The sequence below is a fragment of the Rheinheimera texasensis DSM 17496 genome, assembly GCF_000711985.1.
In the GTDB taxonomy this organism is placed as follows: Bacteria; Pseudomonadota; Gammaproteobacteria; order Enterobacterales; family Alteromonadaceae; genus Pararheinheimera; species Pararheinheimera texasensis.
This window is the reverse complement of sequence record NZ_KL544006.1, coordinates 132,946-156,271: the sequence shown is the minus strand read 5'-3', so window position 1 is coordinate 156,271 and position 23,326 is coordinate 132,946. Positions and strand designations below refer to the sequence as shown.

Genomic DNA, 23,326 nt, shown 5'->3' with positions numbered 1-23,326 from the left:
ATTGCAGCGCGGCTGCCGGCAGGGCATACTGCCTCACCTTAGATATTTCCGAACTTTGCTGACACAAGGTAGTGCCGTTGTTGCCTCGTCCTGATCGCCGTTCCCTGCTGCTTGTGATTGCGCTGAGTCTGTTCTGTTCAGTGTTTGATGCTGTGGTGTTTCAACACAAATATCAGCTTTTCACTGGCGGTGGTTTTCTGCAACCCCATACTTTTCTGCTTTTTTCCGAACGACTGCTTTATGTTATGGCCGGCTGGCTCGCCGACCTGACGGCGGTAACCTGTGCTTTTATGCTATACAACCTGATTTGCCGGTTGCGGACCAGCAGCCGCAGCCACTTATGGTTTGCGCTGATGGTGGTGCTGCTCCAGCTTGGTCATGGCTGGGTTGGCGGCGAGTTGTACCAGTATTTTGGTGACAATCTGGACTGGCAGGTATTGGCGAATTTGGGCGGCGGCAGTGTGCTGGCGGCCATCAGCATGGTGTTGACTGAGCTCAGTTTGCATCTGTTGCCGGTATTGGTGGCGCTGGCGACCGGTCTGATGTTGTTATATTGCGTGCATCTGGCTTTTCGGCGTTACCGCAGCTCGGTGGCCGATGGCGCCCGCTGGTGGCCCTACAGCGCTTTGTTGATGCTGTTGTTATTTCCTTTGCAATGGCAACTGCTTGCAACAGAGCAGCCATATCGGTTTGGACTGGAGAAAAAACTGTCGCAGCAGCTGATGACCGGGCTGTTAAATCGGCTGACTGATCTTGATCTCGACGGTTACGGCGCGCTGGGGGGGCAGGCAGACACCGCGCCTTTTCATGCCGCTTTATACCCCGGCGCCATGGATATTCCGGCCAATGGCATGGATGAAGACGGGCTCGGTGGTGATTTGCCGCCTTTGCCAGTTGGCGAGCCGGACGCGCTGAAGAATTTACCCCTTCGCGCCGGCCAGCATATTTTTCTGATAGTACTGGAAAGTGTGCGCGCTGATGTCTTGTTTGCAAAGCAAGACGGCAAAGCCGTGATGCCGCATCTGGCGGCATTGGCACAGCAGGGCAGTTATAGTGACAACGCCTATAGTCATACCGGTTTTACCACCAGTTCACTCAAAGCACTGTTTAACCGCAGCCTGAGTTATCACCCGCCACAACAAAATTTACTGGATGCGCTGCAGGCGCGGGGGTATCAGCTCAATGTATTGTCAGCGCAGGCGGAACGTTTTGGCGATGTGTTAAGCAGCACCCGATTAAAACGGCCTGGCCAGTATTATTTTGATGCCGACTCCGCGCTGGCTGACCGGCTGGATCCGTCGCTAAACGCCGGCTCTCTGCGGATCAGTGAACAGCGCCTGTTGCGTCAGTTGCAACAACGTTTTGCCGAAGTCGACTGGGCGCAGCCGCAGTTTTTTTATCTGAACATTCAGGCGGCGCATTACCCTTATCACCACAAAGAGATGTTGCCACTGCTGACCCGTCAGGCAATCAGCCGCCAGCAAATGCAACCGGCAAATAAAGATTTGCTAAAGCTCAGTTATCTGAACGCGGTGGCCAATGCGGACTGGTTGGTGGGTCAGCTGCAGCAGCTGCTCGACAGCTATCAGCTCACCGGACACAGTACTCAGCTGTTTACCTCAGATCACGGCGAATCTTTATTTGATGATGGTTTTCTCGGCCATGGTCATCAGCTCAATGACACCCAAACCAAAGTGCTGATGGTCAGCAACCGCCGGATCGCTTTTCCGCCGGTGCTTGGTCACGCTGACGTGGCGCCGTTGTTGCTGGCAACAGCGCAGGGCGCGCCATTGCCACCGCCACCGCCAGCAGTATTACAAGTGGTGGGGCTGGTGCGTGCGCCACAACAAATCGCCCGTATCGATGTTCATGGACGTTTGTTATATGACTTCCGGCAACGGCATTTTCGCGCCAGTGATGGTGCGGCCTGGGCAGACTTCACGCAGTTGTCGGTCGCCGACCAGGCCAGAGCGTTACAACTGGTGCAGAGCTGGGGCATGCTGCGGTATCAGCAATCAGAGCTGTACCAGCAGCAGTTGCAGCAACACTGAACGTTTTAGCGGTTTAGCGGGGCGAAATTGGCTTCAGCTTGCGCCAGTCGGATCTGCAGCCGCCCAATCTCCTGATTGTATCCTTCCATCTGGTAGCGCAGCCGGTCGGCTTGGTTGAGCAACGCGGCACGGGCTGAAGCGTTTTGCTCCACAGCGATGCGCTGATTAATGGCGTAAATATCTTCACGCAGATTCAGATTGCGGTTTTGTAAGTCGGCGATAGCCGCGGCAATATCATCGACAACTTTTTTGGCTTTATACCAGCGTTGACCTTGCTGGAAACCTTGCCGGAATGAAGGCTCGAGTTTACCGGTACAGGCTGTGTTGTAATCTTTACCGGCGCGGCCCCAGGCTTCGCCATGCTGGAAATCACAGAAAAATACCAGGCCCTGGCTATGGCCCTGCTGATAAGTTTTAAAATCCGGCATCACGCCATGGTCGGCGCAGTCTTTCTGATATTCGCGGAATTTACTGCTGAGTTCGCCGGCTTTACCGTCATTGACACCAAGGCTATACCAGTCGCCCTGCAAACATTCATCTTTACTGATACTGGAACAAGCAGCTAATTGTGAGAGCAAAATCACCATCAACATCCGGCGTAACATAAGGATCCTTTTTTTCAGAATGTTTCTGCAGTGTTGAGCACCGCAACGTTGCTGCATGCTAATCGTCGGTTATTGCTTTGTAAAGCCAGCTACGAATTGCAAAGATGACGCTGCTTGCTGTGGTGCAGCCAAGTCCACTATAGTGAGCAAAAACTACTGACAGAGCGGGGACACGGATGCGGCTGTTGACTGGATTATTGCTGTGCTTTGGCGTCTGGAGTTTCAATGTACTGTCAGAACAACCACAGCATATCCGTGTGTTGGGACTGCAATCGCCGGGTGAAGCCAGTGTCAGTTATTATCAGGACCTGCTGCAACTGGTATTGAACCGGACCAAAGCCGATTATGGGGCTGCCCGGGTTCAACTACTGCAACCACCGCCTTTGGGCGACTACCGTTATCTGCTGATGAAACAGAATTTTATCGATGTTCATCATTTTGGTACCTCGTCGGAACTGGAGCAGGACTTATTTCCAATACGGGTTCCGCTGTTGGGCGGCGGTTTGGGTTGGCGTGGTTTTATCATCCGCAAAACTGACCGGCAGGCGTTCAGCCAAATCCGCCTGCTCAGTGAATTAAAGCGCCTGACCGCTTGTCAGGGCGAGCTATGGCCGGACAGCGATATTATGCGCGCTGCAGGTCTGAAAGTGATGACTGCAGAGCGCCACGACCAGATGCTGGAGTTATTACGCCGCAAACGCTGTGATTATTTTCCGCGGAGTATTTTCGAAGGACCGGTAGAGCAAAAAGCCTTTGCCGCGGCTTATCCGGATTTGGAATACAACACCAGTGTGCTGCTGCACTACCCATTTGCTATGTACTATTTTGTGAATAAAAACAATAAGGTATTGGCTGAACGGCTGTTCCGGGGGCTGGACAAGCTGGCGCGCAGTGGCGAGTTACAGGCTTTTTTGCAGGCTCATCCAATAGCGCAGCAGGTGTTTCCGCTCAGTCAGTTCAGTAAATCCGTGGTGTTTCAGCTGGAAAACCCGTTATTACCGGCCGAAACGCCGCTACAACAGCAGGAATACTGGCTGAAAGTACCAGTGGAGCTAGCCGTGGTATCCAGTGCACGGCAGCCGGAATAACCCCATTCTGATATACTGCGCGCCAGAACCTTTAGCCCTCGGACTGATTGATGAGCCAAGCCGAAATAGCTGTACCACTGGCCGGTTTTATCCGGCAATTTCACGATGCTTTTAGCCAAAACCAATTGCTGCGGCTGGTGTTGTCGCGTTATGCCGGCAACCAAAGCGAACTAAATCGCATCCAAATCCGGCCGATTTTGCTGAAAACCGGCACCCAGCTTAGTGTGTTATTTGAAAACAAAACCTTTGATCAAACCAAAAACTTCAGCCCGGACGAACTGACGCCGCTGTTAACGCAATGGCTGACCACCGACTTTAGAGCCGCGTTGCTGGAATGCAACGGCAGCGAAACTCAGCTGACGGTATCGAAAAAAGGCAAAGTGCTGCTCAATACGCGTAAAACCGCCACCGCTGCTTTGGCGCCGGCGCAAAGCCATAACCGGGAAAAACAACGTTTTATCGATAGTCAGGCGCCATTTTTACGCGAGCTTGGTATTGCCGGTAGTGATGGTCAGATTGCGCCCACCATGCAGAAAAAATGGAAGCAAATCAATAAGTTCATCGAGATTTTTGCCAGGGCGCTGAAAGAGGCTGGTTTGCTGGAACGCGGCAATTTGACCATCGCTGATTTTGGTTCCGGCAAAGCGTACCTGACCTTTGCCGTGGCGCATTATCTGCAACAACTCGCGTTGCCAGCCGAGGTTATTGGCGTCGAGTTGCGCCAGAGTCTGGTGGACTTGTGTAATACCACCGCGGCACGGCTCAACCAACCGGGCATTCGCTTTGAGCAAGGTGACGTGCAGCATTATCAAAGCACAGGCCTTGATGTGATGATCGCTTTGCATGCCTGTGATACGGCAACCGACCATGCCATCCATATGGGCATTCGCGCCGGTGCCAGTGTGATTATGTGTTCGCCCTGTTGCCACAAAGAGATCCGTCCGCAGTTACAAAGCCCGGCGGTATTATCGCCATTATTACAGCATGGGATTCATCTCGGCCAGGAAGCGGAAATGCTGACCGATGGCATCCGTGCTTTGCTGTTGGAGGCGCATGGTTATGATACGCAGGTGTTTGAATTTATCGCGCTGGAACATACCAGTAAAAACAAAATGATTCTGGCGGTTAAAAGAGAAGGCTCAGTGGTTGCTGCGCGGCAACAAGCGGTTCTGGCACAGATCAGCGCGCTGAAGCAGTTTTATGGTATCCGACAACACTGTCTGGAAGCGTTACTGGTGCAGGGATCTCTCTCGCCAGCAAGTTTGTCTCCACCTGAGGCGATATAAAAAGGACAAAACATGACTGAGTTGTTTTCTGTTGATTTTAAAGTGCGCGACTACGAATGCGATATGCAGGGCATCGTCAATAACGCGGTGTATTTCCATTATCTGGAGCACGCGCGACACGAATACCTGCTGGCCTGTGGTCTGGATTTTGCCAAACTGACGCGGGAAAAAATTCATCTGGTCGTGGTACGTTCTGAGATGGATTACAAAGCGTCATTGCAAAGCGGTGACAAGTTCTTTGTCACAGTACAATATCAAAGTGTGTCTAAATTGCGTTTTGGCTTTCGCCAGCAGGTACGGCGCAGCGCTGATGGCAAACTGATGCTGGATGCTCTCATTACGGGCACCGCGCTCAATGCACAGGGTAAACCATTTGTTCCCGATTTTATTAGCGCTTTGGCGGCTGTGGCAGGTTAGCGTATTGGCAGGTGAGTGACATGGTACAGATGCACAAACTCCGGCTCTGGTTTGCAATATTCACTTGCCTGGCGCTGCCGGCACAGGCCGCCGCGCTGCGTATCTGCGTGCAAAATATCGATTATTATCCGCATTATGATTTCAGTCAGTTGCCAGGCCGTGGTTTTGCCGCCGATTTGTTTGCCTTGTTTAGCGCAAAAACAGGTCAGCACATCAAACTGATACCGCTACCGGTGAAGCGTCTGCAGGACAATCCGGATTGCCAGCTGGTGTACCCGGATAATCCGCAATGGCACAGTGCCAAAGGTGAAACCGAACCGTTATTTTTCAGTCAGCCGCTGACCGGCATTATCGGTTCGACTTTGGTACGGCAGGGTGATGCACAGCTTGAACTTGCTGAAGTGCGGGCTATTGCAGTGCCGCGCGGTTTTACCCCAGATCATTTATTGGCTGTCCAAAAAGGCTATAATTTTGAACTGGTTGAGACTACAGATGCTACGGCAGCAATTCAAATGTTGTTAAAGCAGAGGGTTGATGCGGCTGATGTGGAATGGCATGTTGCCAGACATTTGCTACAGAAGCTCGGCCAACCACAAGGGGCGGAGATCGGGCGACAGTTACCGCTTGCCAGTGTCGGGTTTCATTTGTCCAGTCGGGATCACGGTGAAATGCTGCGCCGCTTCGACCGGTTTTTACTGCAGTATCACGCTGAAGTCATCAAGCTCAAAGCACGCTATCAGTTGCAGAGTCCAGCAGATCTGCAGTTGGAGGCGACAGTGCCCGTAGCCGACACATCACACCCCTAAAGCCCTTGTCGATTTTTCCACAGCGCTGAAACGCAGTGCCGGCAGCTAAACTGGCTGATTCGGTACAGAGATCCGATCTGTGCTTCAGGCCACAGCAATCAACGGCCTGTTTGAAAAAGTTCAAAACTTTATCGATTATTTTACGCGCAATGCTTGACGGCGAAATCGAGATCATCTAAAACGATTAAGTTAAGAGGCGTTAATTTTCTTCACCCATCACAACAACATCCGGAGATACCGAGTATGTTGTTTTTTTGGTAAAGAAACTTAAACGATTAAGATCTCAATAGAAGCTAACATTCAACGTGATTCGATACACAAGTCGAAATATTTGTCTCCAAAAATGCTGCAGAGACAGATGGAGCGACTAGCCTGATACAGGTCTGCCGAACCCCATTGGATGTCAGCTTCAGGCAAGACAACACACAAATAAGCAACACCAATCGACAAGGGATAACCAAATGAGAACACAATTATTTAAACCCGCGTTACTGTCACTCGCAGTCTCGTCAGCCATCTGGTCGGTGGCGGCAACAGCAGCAGAGCAGCAGGCTGCAGGCACTGCGGCAAAATCAGGTGAAGAAGTCGAAGTGATCGCCGTACGAGGTATCCGCGGCTCCTTGATTCGTTCTCAGGCGGAAAAAATGGATAACTCGTCCATTGTCGAAGCCATCTCTGCCGAAGACATCGGTAAATTACCAGACTCTTCAATAGCAGAATCTTTATCACGTTTACCAGGTCTTGCCGGTGAGCGCGTCGGTGGCCGTACTTCGGGCATTTCGGTGCGTGGTTTTAAAGAAGATTTCACCGGCACCTCGTTAAATGGCCGGGAGCTGATTGGTATCGGTGACAACCGTGGTGTTGAATACGACCTGTACCCATCAGAAATCATGACCGGCGCCACCATCTACAAAACCACAGATGCCACGCTGATGGTGCAGGGCATTGGCGGTACTGTCGATTTACGCACAGTACGCCCGCTGCAGGCGAAAGAAACTCTGACGGTCAACGGCAACTATGAATCGAACAGCCGTGATTCTGATAACCCGGAATTTGACAACAAAGGCAAACGTTATGCACTGTCTTTTGTTGAGAAATTCGCCGATGACACTCTAGGCCTGGCCGTTGCGCTGGCATCAACTGAATCGCCGAACAACCAGCGTAAATATGGTGTCTGGGGTTACAGCGCCAATTCTGCTGGTCAGGTGTTGCCAACCGGTTTAGATATTGCGTCTATCAGCACTAAGCTTGAACGCGACACTATTTCTACCGTGCTGCAGTATCAGCCGAACGACAAACTGAACATCGTGTTTGACGTGCTGGATATCGATTATTCTGATTCCGGCGTATTACGCGGTTTTATTGAACCGTTCTCTTCTGCCAATGTCACCGGCAGTGGCACCAGCACCACTGGTACTCAGGTGGGCGCCAACCCGGTACTGCGCACCGACCCGCTGAAAAAAGACGGTGACTTACAGACCTTTGGCCTGAATGTCGAATATCAGCTGAACGATGACTGGCAGGTTGAATTAGACGTTGCCAGCAGCGAATCGAGCAAACGTGATTTACGCGGCGAATCCTATGCAGGTTTGGCCCGCTCTGGCGCGCTGAATTCATCGCAGTTGGGCTCACGTGAATTTACCATGAGCCCGGATGGGGTGTTTTTCACCAAACTGACCGGCCTTGGTGCGTTTTCTGATGCCAAAGCGCTGCAGCTGACAGGTCCGCAAGTATGGGGGGGCGGTATGGCCAACATTGCCAGCCAGTTTGTTACCAATGTGAAACAAGCCAACGGCGACCCGTACAGCTATTTTAACGCGCAGGACGGTTTCCTGAACTACGCCGATTTCAGTGAAGAACTGAAGACCTACCGCTTAGAAGCAGTCGGCAATATCGAATACAGCATCTTTAACAAACTGACGGTGGGCGTGAATTATTCTGATCGCTTCAAAGATAAAGACAATAAAGGCTTCTTTGCCACTGCGACGTCTTATCCGTTCTCAACCGCTATTCCAACCCAGTACCTGTATGGCGGCCTGGCGGATTTAACCTGGGCAGGTCTTGGCCAGGTGGTTGCTTATGATGGTTTTGCGCCATACAACGATGGGACTTACAAACTGAATGACGCCGGTTTGTTAGAGCCGGACCGTCTGGGTGATACTTACGATGTGAACGAGGAAGTGACCACGCTGTATTTCAAAACAGATTTTGAAACCCAGCTGGCTGATTTCCCGGTCACCGGTAATATCGGCATGCAGTATGTCAAAACTGACCAATCTTCCAGTGGTTTCATTGGTATTGTCGGTGCTAACTTTGCGGTTTGCGATGATAACAGCGACAAACAAGTGGATGCCGACTGTATTACCGAGCAAGGCGACAGCTACAGCCATGTGCTGCCAAGCCTGAACCTGAGCATGGAAGTGTCGGACAATAACTTTGTGCGTTTTGCTGCCAACAAAACCATCAGCCGCGCCCGTATCGACCAAATGAAAGCGTCCGGTTTTGTTAAGTTCGACCAAAACATCGACCTGATTGCGATCCCAAATACCACTGCCGCAGTAGAAACTTATGGTTCACCCTGGTCGAAATTTGCCGGTAACCCGCTGTTAAAACCGCTGGAGGCCAATAACTTCGATTTAGCTTTTGAAAGTTACTTCGAGGAAGAAGGTTATTTGTCGGTCACCGCTTTCTACAAGGATTTAGTCAACTGGACCCGCGACGGTAACAAGCTGATTAACTTCACCAATGATGAAACCAACAGTGGCGCCAACTATTTTATCCCTGGCTTCCACGACCGTATCATCGACCAGGCTGGTACTTATGGCCCGGCTGATATCTTCTACGCTGCTGGCGCTAAGGTCACGCCACCAAATTACGGCTACTTCTCATACTTCGAAGACGGTCTGACTGGCCGTGTGCACGGGGTAGAAGTGACTGCCAACGTGCCGTTCAGTAAGTTCTCTGATGTGCTGGAAGGCTTTGGTGTCGCCACATCGGGCACTTTGATTGACGCCAAACTCAATGACGGCAGCCGTATTCCAGGCCAGTCCGACAAAGTGTTCTCGTTAACAGCTTATTACGAGCGAAATGGCTTCGAAGTGCGGGTTGCCGGCACGGACCGTTCGGACTTCCTGACTTATGAGCGTGGCGGTTCGAACAAAATTTCGACCGCCAGCCGTAACGGCGTAACGCTGGTCGATGCGCAAATCAGTTATGACTTCTCTGAAAGTAACTTCACGTCGTTGCATGGCCTGCGAGTTTCCTTGCAGGGCACCAACCTGACCGATGTTGATGAAGAAACCGTCAACGACGACGGCATCGTCACCACGCGCCGGCAGTTTGGCCCGACTTACATGCTGAACGTGAACTACGCGTTCTATTAAGAAGTAAACCGACCCGGTGTAAAGGCCTCAATAAGTTCTTGGTATTGAGGCCTTTTTTTCTGTATTGGTGTAGGCTTTTTTGTAGCGTAGAGAGTCCAGACCCATACTTTGTTCTGCAAGGGAGTTGTTATGCATCAGCCATCTGAGTCTGTTGTTGCCGGTAAACCAATTCGCAAAGTCGTGATCGCCGGTGGTGGCACCGCCGGCTGGATGACCGCAGCTCTGCTGAAAAAAGTGCTGGCAGACAGCGTAGAGATTGAACTGGTGGAGTCGGACGATATTGGCATTGTCGGTGTCGGCGAAGCGACCATTCCGCCTATTCAGATTTTTAATCAGTATTTGGGCCTGGATGAAAAGGCGTTTTTGCGTGACACCCACGCCACGATGAAACTGGCGATCAAATTTGAAAACTGGCGTAAACCCGGCGAGAGCTATTACCACACCTTCGGTGCGCCCGGTGCGAGCCTGGGTTTTTGTAACTTCCAGCATTATTGGTTACGCGCGAAGCAAGCCGGTTTAGCGCAATCCTTGTGGGATTACGATTTAAATTATCTGTGCTGCGAAGCCGGCAAATTTAACATCATCAAAACGCCAAATCCGGTCTATGAAATGCCGTACGCTTATCATTTTGATTCGGCGTTGTATGGTCAGTTTTTGCGTAAAATCGCTGAAAACGCCGGCGTCAAACGCACCGAAGGTATGATTGAAACAGTGCAGCAACATGGTATTTCTGGCCATATCGAAGCGCTGCAGTTAAAAGATGGCCGCAAAATTCACGGCGATTTATTTGTCGACTGCACCGGTTTACGCGCCTTGCTGATCCGTAAAACTTTGGGTGTGGCCTATGAATCCTGGTCCAAATACCTGCCAGCCAACAGCGCTTTGGCGGTGCCAAGTGAGCGTTTTGAGAAAACCTTGCCATACACCCGCAGTATTGCGCACAAAGCCGGCTGGCAATGGCGCATTCCGCTGACCCATCGTAACGGCAATGGGATTGTCTACAGCTCGGATTATTTAAGTGATGACGAAGCCCATAGCACTTTGATGGGGAATCTGGACAGCAAAGCGCTGGCCGATCCACGCAAAATCAGTTTTGAAACCGGCCGCACCAGCACGCAGTGGGCAAAAAATGTGGTGGCGATAGGCCTGTCCAGTGGTTTCCTCGAACCATTGGAATCAACCAGTATTCACCTGATACAGTCTGGCATTGTCCGCCTGCTCAAAGTGTTCCCGAATCAAGGCATCACAGACGCAGTAGTCGATTATTACAACGCTGATTCCAAACAAGAATTTGAAACTATCCGCGATTTTATCATCCTGCATTACCACGCCAATGAGCGCGATGATTCTGCGTTCTGGCGCGATATGCGCAACATGGCAATACCAGAGCGGCTTCGCGACAAAATGGCGTTATTTCGGCAGTCGGCACAGGTATTTAATGACCACAACGATATTTTTCGCGACGCCAGCTGGATCCAGGTGATGCTAGGGCAAGGCATTGTGCCGCAGGATTATCATCCGGCGGCCAAAGTGCCAACTGAGACAGAGCTGCTGGCGACGCTGGCCAAAGTGCAAGACGCCAAACAGCAGCCGCTGGCGCAGATGTTGTCGCATGATGAATTTTTAAGCCGCTACAGCAAGGTCTGAACCATGACTGCCTCTTTGGGTTCGACAGCACAGCCGTTTCATTTTGTTATTCTCGGTGGCGGCACCGCCGGCTGGATGGCGGCATTATTGTTTGCCGACAAATGGCTTAAACCTGCCGCAGCGAATCAGCGCGCGGTAACAATCACGCTGATTGAAGCGCCGGATATCGGCATTATTGGCGTCGGCGAAGGTTCGACGCCATCTCTAAAACGTTTTTTCCAAAAACTTGGTATCCCTGACTGCGAATGGATGCCGGCTTGTCAGGCCACATACAAGACCAATATTCGTTTTGTGAACTGGAGCCCAGCAGCCCAGGCGATGGGGCTTGGCGCTGATTACAGCCATCCTTTTATCTCACAGCCGGATTTGCACAGCGAAACAGCGTTTTACAGCAATTGTTTTAAGCGCCGGCTGGGGCTTGCGGTCGAAACTGCGCCGGAAAAATTTCTGCTCAACGGTTATCTGGAGGCAGACAAGCTGGCACCGTTGCCAAGTGCCAATTTTCCGTTTCGTATCGAATATGGCTATCACTTCGACTCGGGGTTGTTGGGCCAGTTTTTAAAGCAAAAAGCGCTGGCGCTTGGTGTGCAATATCAGGCGATGACAGTGACGCAAGTCAATCAGTTACCAGATGGCCGCATTGCTAGCCTGGTTGGCGAAACGCCAAACGTTGAGGGCAAAATCATGCAGTCAATCAGCGCTGATTTTTTTGTCGATTGCACGGGCTTTCGCTCCAGCCTGCTGCAGCAGACGTTGCAGGTGCCTTTTGAGTCTTTTGCCAGCAATCTGTTTAATGATGCCGCTGTGGTGCTGCCGACCGATGCTCTTGCCATACCGCCGGTGGAAACCCGCGCCACCGCGCTATCAAATGGCTGGGCCTGGCAAATTCCGCTTCGGCATCGCACCGGTAATGGCTATGTCTATAGCTCCGCCTTTATTTCCAAAGACGCCGCCGAGCTGGAATTGCGCCAGCACCTGGGGTTGCTCGATGACAGCATCAGCGCCCGCCATCTGCAGATGAAAGTTGGTCAGGTCAGCCGAAGCTGGGAGAAAAACTGTCTGGCGCTTGGTTTATCACAGGGTTTTATTGAGCCATTGGAGGCCACAGCGCTGCATCTGGTGCAAAGTTCGATTGAGCAGTTTATCGACGCTTTTGCCGATTTTTCTCATGAAGGGCAAGCCGAATTTAACCGCCAGGTGCATCAGCGCTTTGAGGCGGTGCGCGATTACATCGTCGCGCATTACAAACTGAGCAGTCGCAGTGACAGCCATTATTGGCGCGCCAATAGTGCCAATCTGCAGCTGTCTGAATCACTGCGGCAAATTCTGGATGTCTGGTTTCGCCAGGGGGACCTGGCGAGCGAACTCTCTCGCCAGCAAATCGACAGTCACTTTGGCGCCACGTCCTGGCATTGCCTGCTGGCAGGGTACGGCGTATTTCCGCCACTGCGCCAACCGCAGCCGGCTGGTGTCAGTGACGCCTTTGTGGAGCTGCAACTGGCGGCGTTTTTTCAAGGTTGCAGCTTGAATTTCCAGCCGCAGCATTTGCTGTGGCGCAGTTAAAAATCCAAGGGAACAATCCAATCCGATGAACATAAATGGAGCAGCTATGGCGTTTTATCATCACATCGGCCGCGTGTTGTCTTTGAGTGTATTGCTGCTGATTGGCGTAGTACAGGCCGAAGAGCAGCTCACAACACCGCAAAAGTGGCAGTTGTTATCGCCGGACCAGCAGATTAGCGTGGAGCTGGTGTTATCTGCTGAAGCCCTGACTTATCAGGTCAGTTATCGCGGCAAATCGGTGTTAAAACCGTCAGTGCTGGGGCTGGTATTCAAAGGCCAGCCGCCGCTAAAAAGCGGCTTGTTGGCGGACAAAATCAGCAACCGGAGTCAGGATACAAGCTGGCAGCCGGTCTGGGGCCAACGCAGTAATATTCGTGATCATTTTAATGAGTTGACGCTACACCTGCGAGAGTCCAAAGTGCCAGGCCGCCAGTTCACTGTGGTGTTCCGCAGTTACGATGACGGTGTGGCGTTTCGTTACCTGTTGCCGGCGCAACCTGCGTTGGCGGGCGATTTAGTCATTACCGATGAGCTGACTGAGTTTGCTTTTGCCCGTAACTTCTCCACCTGGTGGATTGAGGCCTACCGCAACTTAAGTTTTGAATATCAATATATGAATTCGGCGTTATCGACGGTGTCGGTCGCCCATACACCGTTGACGCTGACCGATGATGGGATTGCGGTGGCGGTGCATGAAGCAGCGCTGGTCGATTACAGCTCGATGACGTTGCGCAACATCACTGATAACCACATCACGCTTAAAGCCGATCTGATGCCCTGGGCCGGTGCCAATTCTGGTAATGATACTGCAGCACAGGTCGAACGCGTTTATACCAAAGCACCGTTCCAAAGCCCGTGGCGCACGATTCAAATCGCACCGACCGAAGCGGCACTACTGAATTCCAGCCTGATTTTAAACCTCAACGAGCCGATGGCCGCAGGTACTGACACCAGCTACATCAAACCCGGCAAATATATGGGCATCTGGTGGGAGATGCATATTGGTGAAAAAGACTGGTCGCCGGGCCCACTACAAGGTGCAACGACAGCACGTGCGCTGCAATATATTGATTTTGCCAGCCAACATGACATCGACGGTTTGTTGGTCGAAGGCTGGAACCAAGGCTGGGAAGGGCAGTGGTGGCAGCGGCCACCGACCTTTAGTTTCACCAAACCGGTGAAAGGTTTTGATATCGATAAAGTCGCCGCTTATGCCAAAGCCAAAGGCGTTGGCCTGATTGGCCATCATGAAACAGCTGCTGGCATCAGCTATTACGAACAACAAATGGCCGATGCGTTTAAATACTATCAACGCCTGGGTATCCATAGCGTCAAGATGGGCTATGTCGGTAAACGGCTGGACGGACGCGAGTGGCATGACGGCCAGTACATGGTGCAGCACTTTAAAAAAGTGGTCGATACTGCAGCGGCGCATCAGGTGATGGTCAATGCGCATGAAACGGTCAAAGACACTGGTTTAAGCCGCACTTACCCCAATCTGATGACGCGTGAATCGGTGCGCGGCATGGAATATAACGGCGGCAGCCCTGATACCGGCAATGCGCCGAATCACACGGTGATTATTCCATTCACCCGCGGTTTGTCCGGGCCTATCGATTTCACGCCGGGCATTTTTAACTTTAACTACCAAAAACACCGGCCGAATAACCGAGTGCCGAGCACTTTAGTCAATCAGCTGGCGCTTTATGTCACACTGTATAGCCCGCTGCAGATGGTGGCGGATTTGCCGGAAAATTATGCGCCGGGCGGTAAGGTGCATCCGGCTTTTGCTTTTATTGACGCGGTGCCGACTGACTGGCAGCAAAGTATTGCACTTGACGGCAAAATTGGTCAGTACCTGGTGGTCGCGCGCCAGGACAAACACTCTGAGCGCTGGTTTGTTGGTGCCACCAGCAATGAGCAGGCACGAACACTGCAATTGCCGCTGCAGTTTTTGCAACAAAACCGCAGTTACGACGCTGTGTGGTATCAGGACGCCGCCGATGCGGATTGGCAAACCAATCCGATGGCCTATCAAATCAAACGCCGCACAGTAAGCAGCAAAGACGTGCTTGAACTGAAGCTGGCGCCGGGCGGTGGGGCGGCTATCGAGTTTATACCGCGGTAACTTCGGCTGCTTTTGCCGCAGACAGCGCCAAAGTGCGTTGTTCGCGGCTGCTCTGCAGCGCCAGCTCCATCAACTGAAGACCTAAAACAGCGTCTGCCAGTGGTACCGGAGCCGCTCCCCTGTCATGAAGAAAAAGCCCCAGTTGTTGATAAAAACCAGCGTAATCGCTCTGTGGCATGGCAATGGATCGGCAGCCTGCGGCATCACAGATTTTGCCGCGACGTGCCTGCTGACGTTGCTGCCAGCGGGCTGACGTGAAAACTGCGGTCGGTTTGGCCGGACTTTGCTGCAGCGCATCACGCAGGATTTGTTCCTGCGGGTCCAACCCTGAACTGATAAAACTCCCGCCACTGCCATGTAGCTCAAAACGGGGGGCCGGGTGGGCGCAGTAAGGTGACGAGCTTAAGACGAGCTGACGCGGCGGTTGTGCCGCCTTACCAGGCGATGCCGCTGTGGGCAGATAATCCAGCCGCAGCTGAAAATAATCGACAGCACCGGCGCTGCCACCGTCGCGTAAACTCTGGCACGAGGCAGTGATTTGATCCGGAGCGCCAAACAGCGCAATCGCCTGATCCAACAGATGCGGTGCTAAATCGTATAACACGCCATTGCCTGGCTCCGCCGACTCTTTCCAGCGCTGCTGCACTTGCGGCCGGAAGCGGTCAAAACGCGAGTACATTAGCTGCACAGTGCCAAGCCGGCCTGACTGCAGCAGTTGTTGCAACGCGACAAAATCGTCGTCAAACCGGCGGTTATGATACACCGCCAATTTGCGCTGCTGCTGCGTTGCCAGCTGTTGCAGTTCATTAGCTTCGGTCACAGTAACGGCCAGCGGTTTTTCCACCAACACATCTTTGCCGGCAAGCAAAGCAGCTTTGGCGAGGCTAAAGTGTGCGCGGTTTGGCGCCGTGATCACAATCAGACTGGCGTCAGTATGCTCAATGAGGCTGGCGGCATCGGCGTAAATCTGTACGTCTGGCCAACACTCAGCAGCTTCCTGCTGTGAGGTACTGATGCCGACCAGCTTAAAATCGGTATTGCTGGCGATAAAAGGCAGGTGGAACACCCGGGCGGACAGGCCAAAGCCAATCACTGCAGTTTTGATCATCAGGCACTCCGGCAGATCTGTTACAAATGCTGCAGATCATACTGTGCTGATAGGGACTTGTCCCTTTAATTCCAGTCAGGTTTTACCAACAACATCGCCGGCGCGTTTTCGCACTGCTATCCGGGCCGGCGCTTTAGCTGAACCACCGTTAGTTTGTCAGCCACAACACCTGATAAGCGCTGAGCGCAACAGCGCCTGCCTGTAGCTGCTTGCCGGTCAGAGCATCGGTGAAGCTGCCACTGCTGTCGCTGTGCCAGTATTGCGGGTGTTCACTGAAATTCACCACGACCTGCAGCTGCTCGCCGTTCAGTTCCCGTTGATAACAGAACAGGTGCGGATTTGTACTGTGCAGGATGCTTGTAGTGCCATTACCAAGCACCGGTAGTCCAGCCCTGGTTTTGATCAAATGCTGTAGTTGCTGGTAGATGCGGCCGGATAAAGTACCGGGCTCTGTTGCATGAGCCAGTTGCGATTCAGTAACCGCGACACGGTTGACCCAGCGGCTGTCGTTTTTTTTTGCCGGATCTTGCAGATAGCTGTGATCGTTGCGAAGACCCAGTTCATCGCCCATATACAGCAGTGGCAGGCCACCAATACTGAGGATGACGCTGTTCAGCAGATAGATCCTTGCCAGCGCGTGTTCAAGATGTTGCTGGTTTTGTTCAGCCTCAGCTTTGTCGACGCCGGCGAGGGACGCCAGCATGCCGGCGACGCGGCAGTCGCCGGTGACCGGGTTTTGCTGAAAGGGCACACCGCTGGCAAAACTGCCAGGGAACTGGCCGGTATAAAAATGATTAAGGAACTGACGGTGATGATCCGGATTAATGCCAAGCTGCCAGGCGATAGTGTCGTCAAAGGTCCAGCCAATATCGTCATGGCAGCGGATGTAATTGACCCAGCTGCAGTGTGGATCAATGGCAAAACGCCGCTGCAGCGATTCAGTCAGCAACCGGGTTTTGCGCGTGGCTAATGAGTTCCACAGCAGAGCCATCAGCAGCGGGTTATAAGACAGCTGACATTCATTCGGCGCAATGTATTTCACCACTTCGTCCGGGTGGACGATCGCTTCGGATTTAAACTGCAGCGCCGGTGCTGCAATGCGCGCTACGGCATTAAAAGCTTTGATCAGTAAGTGCGCCTTTGGCAGGTTTTCGCAATTGGTACCAGCTTCTTTCCAGACAAAGGCCAGCGCGTCGAGTCGCAACACCGCGGCGCCCTGATTGGCCAAAAATAACATCTCTTCGGCCATGGCAGTGAAAACCGCTGGGTTGGCGTAGTTTAAATCCCATTGAAAGCTGTTAAACGTCGTCCATACCCAAAGGCCAGAGCTTTTGTCCTGGGTAAAACAACCGCGACGGATCTCTGGGAATATTTCACGTAAGGTGGGCGCATAGCGGTCGCGCTCGGCTTCAGTGAAAAAGAAATAATAATCTCGATATGCCGGGTCGCCGGCCTTGGCTTTTTCTGCCCAGCGGTGTTCGTCGGAAGTATGGTTAAAGACAAAATCCAGTACAGGCCGGATGCCTTGCTGATGTAGTTCCCGCATCAGGCCGGACAATTCGGCCATAGTACCGAGAGAGGGCATAGTGCTGCGGTAATCCGACACGGCATAGCCGCCGTCACTGTTGGGCTCTGGCGCTTTGAACAGTGGCATCAGGTGCAGGTAATTAATACCGGTTTGTTTTAAATACGGAATACGCTGTTTTAAGCCGTCGAAATTGCCGGCAAATAAATCGACATAGCAGGCAGAGCCAAGCGCCTGATGGCTTTTGTGCCAGGTTTGCGGCGCTGCATCTTCGGCCTGCAGATAATCCGGCCGCTGTGCCGCGCTTTTGGCTAACAACTTCAGCAGCTGTTCCAATTGATGATAACAGTCAAACAAATCGCCATAGAGCTGCAGATAAAGCCCTAGCAATTCCGGCAGTACTTGGGCTAAACGCGGTTGCAGCGCAGGCCAGCTGTTTTTAGCAGCGGTTTTTAAACTGGCGCTGTGGCGCTTGAGGATAGTTTCCGCTTCGCGCTGCAGGAGTGCCGGCTCAGCCAGCAACTGGGCAATAGTGTTTGGCATATCGTCTGGTCCGGGTTTGGCCTGGTCGGCACTGTTTTTTTATCTGTTTTGAGATCGCAGCTGCAAAGGCAGCAGATGCTTGATCTTCAGTTTTACACAGGTGTAAGCCCCGTGCATAGCAGAATCTTAATCGATTTAGATAAAAACACAAGAGGGAGCGATACAAAGCCAAATACAACAGGTTGTGGCCTCTTGGGCGAATGAGTGCACAAAGTCCACTGGGCGGGAGGATCAACAGGTGAAACTTGGATTAGCCAGCTCTGGCACGATGTGCCGGGCTTGTCTGATCTGACATGCGTTTATGCGGGGTGGTCACTGCGAATATGGTTGTCGCAGATAAACTTATATTATTTAAAATTGTGTTAATGTGCTTCTTTTCGGTAATTTGAGAACCTGAATGCACGGAAATCGTAAATTGACTCTGTCAACTGATCGGGTACTGGCCGGGGTTTGTGGTGGTATTGCCGATTTTATCGGCTGGGAGCCGCGCGCAGTCAGGCTGCTTTGGCTGGGACTCAGTTTTGTCTCCTGCGGGTTGGGATTTGGGGTTTATACGGTGCTGGCTATTGCGATGCCAAGGCCAGAACGTTAATGCGAACAATCGACTAGCCAAGTCTCGGTGGAACAATCCCTGAACATATAAAACTTCAACTCTGAAGTCGGGATAAAACAATGTATAAAAACCATTTTCAGCAAATATTCTTCAGCCTCGCCGTTGCTACATTTTGTGCCAGTGGCCATGTACAGGCCCAAACCAATCCAGCCTCTGACCCGACTCAGGTTTCTGGTGCCGCGTTTCCCGCAGATATACAAGTGTTGCAAGCGGCGCAGCATAGTTTTACCGAGTATTTTCAGCTACTGGCGTTGCCCAACGATGCGGTGAATGCGGCTGATATCCGCAGCAATGCTGACTGGCTGAGCGCTGCTTTTCAGCGCCGGGGGTTTCAAACGCAGCAGTTAGCTAATCAGGGCAAACCTTTGGTGTTTGCCCATTACCACAGCGCACAAAAAGATGCCGCGACTTTGTTATTGTATCTACATTTTGATGGTCAGCCGGTCATGCCAAAGCAATGGGCGCAGTCTAGTCCCTGGCAAGCGGTGGTGAAGAAACGCGACGCGGGTGGTCAATGGCAGACAGTGGACGCGGCATTACTACAGCAGAACCCTCTGGATGCCGAATTACGTGTATTTGCTCGGGCAGCGGCTGACGACAAAGGCCCCATTATGATGCTGCTGGCGGCTTTTGATGCGTTAAAAGCTGCGGGTCAGTCGCCGGCTTTCCATGTCAAAGTGTTGCTCGACAGTGAAGAAGAAAAGGGCTCTCCGACCATAAATGCGATAGCAAAAACCAATGCAAAGCTGCTGCACAGCGATGGCTTAATTATCCTCGACGGGCCGCAGCACCCGAGTAATCAACCAACACTGGTTTTTGGCAACCGTGGCGCGACCAGTCTGACACTGACCGTCTATGGACCCAAAACGCCACTTCACAGCGGTCATTATGGCAATTACGTGCCAAATCCGGCGCAGCGGCTGGCAACCTTGCTGGCCAGTATGAAAGACGATGATGGCCGGGTTACTGTGGCCGGCTATTACGATACTGTAAAGCTGAGCGCGGCCGAACGTCTGGCACTCTCGGAAGTACCGGATGATGACGCCGCGCTGCGTCAGCGCACCGGCATCGCCCGACCAGACGCTGTAGGCCACAGTTATCAGGAAGCGCTGCAATATCCGTCGTTAAACATCCGCGGCATGCAAGCGGCTGCGGTCGGTGACAAAGCTGCCAATATTATTCCGCATCAGGCGGTTGCAGAGCTGGACCTGCGCACCACGCCCGAGGCTGATTCTGCTTATCTCACAGGCTTACTGGAGCGTCATATCAAAGCGCAGGGCTGGTATTTGAGCCAGGGCGAGCCGACGGCTGACGAGCGCGCCAAATACCCAAAAATCGCCTCATTAACAGCGGGTGCTGGCGGCGATGCGGCGCGCACACCAATGGATTCAAAGCTCGGTAACTGGGTGTACGCAGTGCTGCAACAAGATGGCCGTCAAGTCGTGCGGATCCGCATGATGGGCGGCAGTCTGCCAACCGCGCAGCTGGTCAGTGCGCTGGAGATACCCTTTGTGATTCTGCCGCTGGTGAATGCTGACAATAACCAGCACAGTTTCGACGAAAACCTGCGGATTGGCCACTATGTTGATGGTGTTCAAACTTTGGTGCGGCTGCTGCGCACAGCATACTAAGCCTACCTTTGTTCAGCCATACCACTCAGATGTCATAGGTCAAAGCCTGTCTGACTGTATAAAAGTGCTGCAGCAGCAAAATTTATCTGATGAATTTCAGCTGGTTGTTTCAGACCTGTGCAAGTCAATGTGATAGTACAATTTGTCAGAACTGCACTGATTTTGCTGCTGTTACATCAGCACACCGCTGTCTGCAGACTCACGCGGTTGTGCCTGCAAAAAGCGCCTGCAATGTGCTGTGCGGCAGTTGCCTGCCGCGGTCCCACCAGCTAAACATGGCCGAACAGTTTTTTTGACTGAACATTCCTCATCCTGCACTTCGTGACTAGACTAAAACAACCTCACCACTTACCCGGTCATCTATATGCCCAATACTGGTCTGAAATCCCAGCTCTGTGGCGGTCTGATGTTGCTGTTGTTATCTCCCTTCGCTGTCGCGCACCCGCCAGGCTCTGATCTATCTGTCGATAGCCTTGAAAGGCTGTTGCAAAAACAAGACAAAGTCGCCTGGCAGCTTGCCGCTGCGTTGCAGGCAACACATGAAGGTGAACCACGCTTTGATTATCTGTATGCGTTAGCGGCTAGGCAGGCAGGTCAGCTGCATCAGGCGGTCTTTGCCTTAGAACGAGCGGTGCAATCTGTACCGCAGGCCGCAGATTTGCGAATACTACTGGGTGTAACATATTTTGAGTTGGGCAATTTACCCGCCGCAGAACAGGAGTTTCTCGCGCTACAACAAGCCAGACTACCGGAGCGGGAAACGGAACTCGTTCAAAGCTATCTGTCGCGAATAAGTAAGGTGCGGGACCCGTCACAGGGCTACTGGCAAAATTGGCTGCAACTGAGCAGTGGGTCGGACAGTAATCCAAATAGCGGCATTGATGATGAATTTGTCTTTGTCCCTTTGCTCGGTCAGGTGCGGTTATTTGCGCAGAATCTCGAGCAACGCAGCAGTTTTCAGGAAGTGCAGGCTCAGCTGAACTATGTCTTACCGCGCAATCAACACTCTGCATTTTACGCATCGGCTGGCTGGTTAAACAGCAATTACCGGCATGATGCTGTGTACAGCCGCTCTTATCTCAGTGTGTTGGCGGGCTATCAGTCACGCTGGCGCAGCATGCAATGGTCGGCAGAGATTTTTTACCGGCCTGTGGAGTTGGACAGCAACAGTTACCTTGATTATCAGGGGATTAAAACTGCCGTCAGCCGGGATTTTGGCGAAAGTATCAGCATGGGGCTGGACCTGACCTGGGCTGATTTTGCTTATGCCAATCTGCCGACTTTAGATAAACAACAATGGCTGCTCGAAAGCTGGATGGCGGTGCAGGCCGGCGCTGCCGAGCATCGTCTGATGCTGCGGTATGGTCAGGAAAGCAGCGATTTGCAGCGCAGTGAATTTAACAGCCGTGATATTCGTGGCGTCGGATATCGCTGGCTGCAGCCGCTGACTGCACAATGGCACAGTAGTCTGCAGCTGGACTATTCGATGGGGGACTATCAGGACATCCATCCTTTGTTCGCTGCCGAACGTCAGGACCGCTATTTGCGTGCTGAACTGGAGTTCACCTACACCATCAGTGCGCAATGGCGTCTGCTGACCAGTCTCAGTCATCTGCGTAACACCAGCAATCTGGCGTTATATCAATACCGGCGCAACCGTGCCTGGGTAGGAGTCCGTTATGCATTCTGAACAGTTAGTCCGGCGGTTAACAGTGACGCTGGCCGGTGCTTTGCTGCTGGCTGCCTGTATCGCCATGCCGCTGTTGGCCCAGCCGGTTGCCGCCGGCAAAACCATTATGGCCCGCGGCACCGTTGAGGCGCTGGCTGAACAGCAGCGGCGCGCGCTGCAAAGGCAATCGCCGGTGTATGCCGTGGATCTGGTCACAACGGGACCGGTGAGCGCCAGCCAGTTGCGGATGAGCGATGGCGGTTTGCTGTCGTTGCAGGCCGACACTGAGCTGGCGATCCGCGACTACCGGTCAGATCCGGCTCAGGGTAACAGTCAGGTCAGTCTGGAACTGGTCAAAGGTGGTTTGCGCACTATCACCGGTGTTTTACCGACTGAGCAAAAAAACTACCGGCTTAAAACGCCGGTGGCCACTATCGGGGTCCGCGGCACCCACTATGAAGCGGTGCTGAAAGACGGTGATTTGTATCTGGCTGGCTGGGATGGTGTGATTGATGTCGCAGTGACAGTGCCTGGCGTCAGTAATGGATTTTCGCTGGGGCCGACTGAGGCTTATCGGTTTGCAATTGTCCGGGCCAATGGTCAGGTGGAGCTGGTATTGCGTCCACCATTTGTTTTTAGCGGTACTCCGGCACAGCCTCTGTTAGACAACACCAATTTGCAGACGGACATTACGGCCGGCACAGCAGCGGCATTGTCCGGGTCTATGCGAACCTCTGGCGGGTTTTTCAGCGCCGTGGATTGGATAGTTGGCCAAGACCACTGGGCGGCAACACGACGAGGTCTCAATGTGGATGCCGGTGGCATGAGTTTTTATGGCATTGGTGAGCTCAGTGCCAACTGGAGTTTACAGGGCATGGATAGCGTCGGACGCAGCGGCACCGTCAGTTTTGACTTCATCAACAACCATAGTCTGGTAAGCAGCAGTGGCCTGATCACGGACCTCTCGATGTCGATGTTGATTGACTTTGACGGGGCCTGGGTGCCGGAAGGCCAGTTGTCATTCACCGATAATGGCGGCGAGTGGTTTGCAGTGTTCAACGGACTGATCAGCGGCGCGACATTGGATCTGCAAATCAATTTTGCCAGTCATGGTAATAACCTGGCGCAGGGCAGTATCAGCGGCCTGTTACTGGATGATGCCAGCCGGGTGCTTGGTAACCTGCAGCTGACCGAGCTGGATGATCCGGCCGTGCGTATCGATGGTGGTTTTGAATTAACCGAACAACCCTGAGGAATTGCAGC

Annotated in this window: 16 protein-coding genes; 13 read left to right on the top strand and 3 right to left on the bottom strand. The window is 52.6% G+C overall.

The genetic code is table 11. The features are described from left to right. Positions 1-77 precede the first annotated feature (77 nt). Positions 78-2,051: a sulfatase-like hydrolase/transferase gene (locus Q399_RS0117730; protein WP_031570859.1), complete on the top strand. Its 1,974-nt coding sequence runs from the start codon at positions 78-80 to the stop codon at positions 2,049-2,051. 5 nt (positions 2,052-2,056) lie between these two features. Here the strand turns inward: Q399_RS0117730 and Q399_RS0117725 are convergent, their stop codons facing one another. After that, positions 2,057-2,656, bottom strand: a complete 600-nt coding sequence (locus Q399_RS0117725; protein WP_031570857.1) for a DUF2799 domain-containing protein — start codon at positions 2,654-2,656, stop codon at positions 2,057-2,059. A gap of 176 nt (positions 2,657-2,832) precedes the next feature. Here Q399_RS0117725 and Q399_RS0117720 point away from each other — a divergent pair, with 176 nt between their 5' ends. The 8 genes from Q399_RS0117720 to Q399_RS0117685 all read left to right on the top strand — a co-directional run bounded on the left by Q399_RS0117720 (position 2,833) and on the right by Q399_RS0117685 (position 14,974). Then, entirely contained in the window at positions 2,833-3,744 is a 912-nt protein-coding gene (locus Q399_RS0117720; protein WP_031570856.1) for a type 2 periplasmic-binding domain-containing protein, read from the top strand. A gap of 50 nt (positions 3,745-3,794) precedes the next feature. Beyond that, positions 3,795-5,030 (top strand): class I SAM-dependent methyltransferase, encoded by a 1,236-nt coding sequence (locus tag Q399_RS0117715; protein WP_051686152.1) that lies wholly within the window; start codon positions 3,795-3,797, stop codon positions 5,028-5,030. A 12-nt stretch (positions 5,031-5,042) separates the two neighbouring features. Next, complete coding sequence (locus Q399_RS0117710; RefSeq protein WP_031570852.1) at positions 5,043-5,447, top strand: acyl-CoA thioesterase; 405 nt, start codon at positions 5,043-5,045, stop codon at positions 5,445-5,447. A 20-nt stretch (positions 5,448-5,467) separates the two neighbouring features. Further along, positions 5,468-6,253: a substrate-binding periplasmic protein gene (locus Q399_RS21750; RefSeq protein ID WP_051686151.1), complete on the top strand. Its 786-nt coding sequence runs from the start codon at positions 5,468-5,470 to the stop codon at positions 6,251-6,253. Between the two features lie 461 nt (positions 6,254-6,714). Next, complete coding sequence (locus Q399_RS0117700; protein ID WP_031570848.1) at positions 6,715-9,636, top strand: TonB-dependent receptor; 2,922 nt, start codon at positions 6,715-6,717, stop codon at positions 9,634-9,636. Between the two features lie 129 nt (positions 9,637-9,765). After that, a complete protein-coding gene (locus tag Q399_RS0117695; protein ID WP_031570846.1) occupies positions 9,766-11,283 on the top strand; it encodes a tryptophan halogenase family protein in 1,518 nt (505 codons plus the stop codon). A gap of 3 nt (positions 11,284-11,286) precedes the next feature. Beyond that, on the top strand, positions 11,287-12,846 hold the full coding sequence (locus Q399_RS0117690) for a tryptophan halogenase family protein (RefSeq protein ID WP_037046621.1): 1,560 nt from the start codon (positions 11,287-11,289) through the stop codon (positions 12,844-12,846). 46 nt (positions 12,847-12,892) lie between these two features. Next, on the top strand, positions 12,893-14,974 hold the full coding sequence (locus Q399_RS0117685; RefSeq protein WP_031570842.1) for a glycoside hydrolase family 97 protein: 2,082 nt from the start codon (positions 12,893-12,895) through the stop codon (positions 14,972-14,974). Here the strand turns inward: Q399_RS0117685 and Q399_RS0117680 are convergent. Further along, a complete protein-coding gene (locus Q399_RS0117680; protein WP_031570840.1) occupies positions 14,961-16,082 on the bottom strand; it encodes a Gfo/Idh/MocA family oxidoreductase in 1,122 nt (373 codons plus the stop codon). The genes Q399_RS0117685 and Q399_RS0117680 overlap by 14 nt on opposite strands. A gap of 148 nt (positions 16,083-16,230) precedes the next feature. Next, a complete protein-coding gene (locus tag Q399_RS0117675; protein ID WP_031570838.1) occupies positions 16,231-18,150 on the bottom strand; it encodes an amylosucrase in 1,920 nt (639 codons plus the stop codon). A gap of 415 nt (positions 18,151-18,565) precedes the next feature. Here Q399_RS0117675 and Q399_RS21975 point away from each other — a divergent pair, with 415 nt between their 5' ends. The 4 genes from Q399_RS21975 to Q399_RS0117655 all read left to right on the top strand — a co-directional run bounded on the left by Q399_RS21975 (position 18,566) and on the right by Q399_RS0117655 (position 23,315). After that, positions 18,566-18,742 (top strand): PspC domain-containing protein, encoded by a 177-nt coding sequence (locus Q399_RS21975; RefSeq protein ID WP_211253399.1) that lies wholly within the window; start codon positions 18,566-18,568, stop codon positions 18,740-18,742. Positions 18,743-18,822: 80 nt separating this feature from the next. Beyond that, a complete protein-coding gene (locus Q399_RS0117670; protein ID WP_084164495.1) occupies positions 18,823-20,394 on the top strand; it encodes a M20/M25/M40 family metallo-hydrolase in 1,572 nt (523 codons plus the stop codon). A 364-nt stretch (positions 20,395-20,758) separates the two neighbouring features. Then, positions 20,759-22,084: a tetratricopeptide repeat protein gene (locus Q399_RS0117660; RefSeq protein WP_031570835.1), complete on the top strand. Its 1,326-nt coding sequence runs from the start codon at positions 20,759-20,761 to the stop codon at positions 22,082-22,084. After that, complete coding sequence (locus Q399_RS0117655) at positions 22,074-23,315, top strand: FecR family protein (protein ID WP_031570833.1); 1,242 nt, start codon at positions 22,074-22,076, stop codon at positions 23,313-23,315. The genes Q399_RS0117660 and Q399_RS0117655 overlap by 11 nt, the downstream gene beginning before the upstream one ends. The last annotated feature ends 11 nt before the right edge of the window (positions 23,316-23,326 follow it).